This window comes from Rhodopseudomonas sp. B29 (genome assembly GCF_000333455.1).
In the GTDB taxonomy this organism is placed as follows: Bacteria; Pseudomonadota; Alphaproteobacteria; order Rhizobiales; family Xanthobacteraceae; genus Rhodopseudomonas.
In genome coordinates, this window is record NZ_BADD01000732.1 from 1 (window position 1) to 2,363 (window position 2,363).

The 2,363-nt window shown below is 66.0% G+C and carries 2 protein-coding genes; both read left to right on the forward strand.

Annotated features, from left to right (window positions below):
* The first annotated feature begins 23 nt into the window (after window positions 1–23).
* Window positions 24–968, forward strand: coding sequence for a LysR family transcriptional regulator (locus tag I5M_RS26585; RefSeq protein ID WP_022724173.1), 945 nt, complete (start codon window positions 24–26; stop codon window positions 966–968).
* Between the two features lie 62 nt (window positions 969–1,030).
* Complete coding sequence (locus tag I5M_RS26590) at window positions 1,031–2,278, forward strand: Zn-dependent hydrolase (RefSeq protein ID WP_022724174.1); 1,248 nt, start codon at window positions 1,031–1,033, stop codon at window positions 2,276–2,278.
* Window positions 2,279–2,363 lie beyond the last annotated feature (85 nt).

A 2,363-nucleotide genomic window follows, 5' to 3' on the forward strand; every position in this document is an offset into this window, starting at 1 on the left:
CACGTCTTCGACAAGGCATCCCGATGGTCGACTTCAAGGCGCTCGAGACATTCATATGGGTGGTGACGCTCGGCAGCTTCCGGGGGGCTGCACAGAAGCTCAACACGACCCAGCCGGCGATCTCTCAGCGCATCGCCCAGCTCGAGCGAGAACTCGGCGTCCGTCTGCTGCAGCGCGACCATCGCANCGCCTCGCCGACGCCGAGCGGCCGCCAATTGATGCTCTATGCCGAGAAACTGGTCGCGCTGCGGACCGAGATGCTGGCCGCGGTCGGGGATCAGTCCGGCGTGCGCGGCGTGCTGCGGCTCGGCGTCGCCGAGACCATTGTGCACACTTGGCTGCCGCGACTGATTCAGCGGGTGAACCAGATCTATCCGAACCTCTCGCTCGAGATCGAAGTCGACATCACCCCGAACCTGCGGGCGCGACTGCTGGCGCAGGAAATCGAATTAGGCTTCCTGCTCGGGCCGATGACGGCGCCGACCGTGCGCAGCCGGGTGCTGTGCGAGTATCCGATCGGCTTTCTGGCGAGCCCATCGCTGGGGCTCGGCTCCGGCACCCTCACGGTCGAGGATCTCGCCAAGTTTCCGATCATCACCTTCCCGCGCAAGACACAGCCCTACGAGATCGTCCGCTCGCTGTTCAACAAGCCCGAATTGCCGCCGATCCGGCTGCACGCCTCGGCCTCGCTCGGCACCGTGATTCACATGGCGATCGAAGGCCTCGGCATCGCGGTGATTCCGACGGCCATCGTCGAGAACGAACTGGCCGATGGCCGGCTGCGGATGCTCGACACCGATCTGCAGATTTCGCCACTGCGCTTCTCGGCGAACTGGCTCGCCTCGCCCGACACGGTGGCAATCGAACGGGTCGCCGAACTCGCGGCCGAATGCGCCCATAGCGGCGGCTACATGCCGGAGCATCAGCCACGCGAACTCGAGCCGGAAGCCGCACCGGCGATCGGTTGACGCGCCCCCGGCGCCGGCTTCACTCTGTATTCCCTCGCCTGTCGCTTCGCCTCGGAGATTACATGACCAAGCCTGCCTCGAACCTGCAGATCGATTCCGCTCGCCTGTGGGATACGATCCACACCACCGCTCAGTTCGGCGCGACGCCGAAAGGCGGCGTGCGGCGGCTGACGCTCAGCAACGAGGACAAGCAGGTGCGCGACTGGTTTCGCGCCGCCTGCGAGCAGGCTGGACTTGAAGTCAGCGTCGATGCGCTCGGCAATATGTTCGCGCTGCGCAAGGGCCGAGACATGTCGAAGCCACCGATCGGGCTCGGCTCGCATCTCGACACCCAGCCGACCGGCGGCAAATACGACGGCATCCTCGGCACCATGGCGGCGCTCGAGGTGATCCGCACGCTCAACGACGCCGGCATCGAAACCGAGCTGCCGCTCTGCGTCACCAACTGGACCAATGAAGAAGGCTCGCGCTACGCGCCGGCGATGATGGGATCGGCGGCTTTCGTCGGCGACTTCACCGTCGAAGATATTCTGAGCCGCAAGGACGCCGCCGGCATCAGCGTCGCCGAAGCGCTCGACAGCATTGGCTATCGCGGCGACAAGCAGGTCGGCACGCAGCCGTTCTCGGGCTTCATCGAGCTGCATATCGAACAGGGCCCGATCCTCGAAGCCGAGGGCAAGACCATCGGCGTGGTCGAGAACGGCCAGGGCGTGCTGTGGTACGACGGCAAGATCACCGGCTTCGAGAGCCATGCCGGCTCGACGCCGATGAACCTGCGGCGCGACGCGCTGGCGACGCTGTCGGAGATCGTGCTGGCGGTCGAAAAGATCGCGATCGAGCTCGGCAACGCGGTCGGCACCGTGGGGGAAGCCGTGATCGCGGCGCCGTCGCGCAACGTCATCCCCGGCGAAATCGCCTTCACCATCGACGCCCGCAGCGCGGACTCGGCCATTCTCGCGCAGCTCGACACGCGCATCCGCGCCGCGACCGCCGAGATCGCAGCCAAGCGCAAGGTCGAGGTCACGCTCGATCTGGTCTGGCGCAAGGAGCCGACGCATTTCGACAAGACGCTGGTCGGCGCGGTTGCATCCGCCGCCGAGACGCTCGGCTACGCCAACCGCCGCATCACCTCGGGCGCCGGCCATGACGCCTGCAACCTCAACGCCAAGGTGCCGACCGCGATGATCTTCGTTCCCTGCAAGGACGGCATCAGCCACAACGAACTCGAAGACGCTACCCAGCCCGACTGTGCCGCCGGCGCCAACGTGTTGCTGCACACCGTGCTGTCGCTCGCCGGTGTGGCGAAGTAATCGGAGGATCGGCCATGCATGCGGTCTTCGTCGACGCCAACGAAACGCTGGCCGAACTGATGGAGCGGCAGGCCGAGCCGACCGA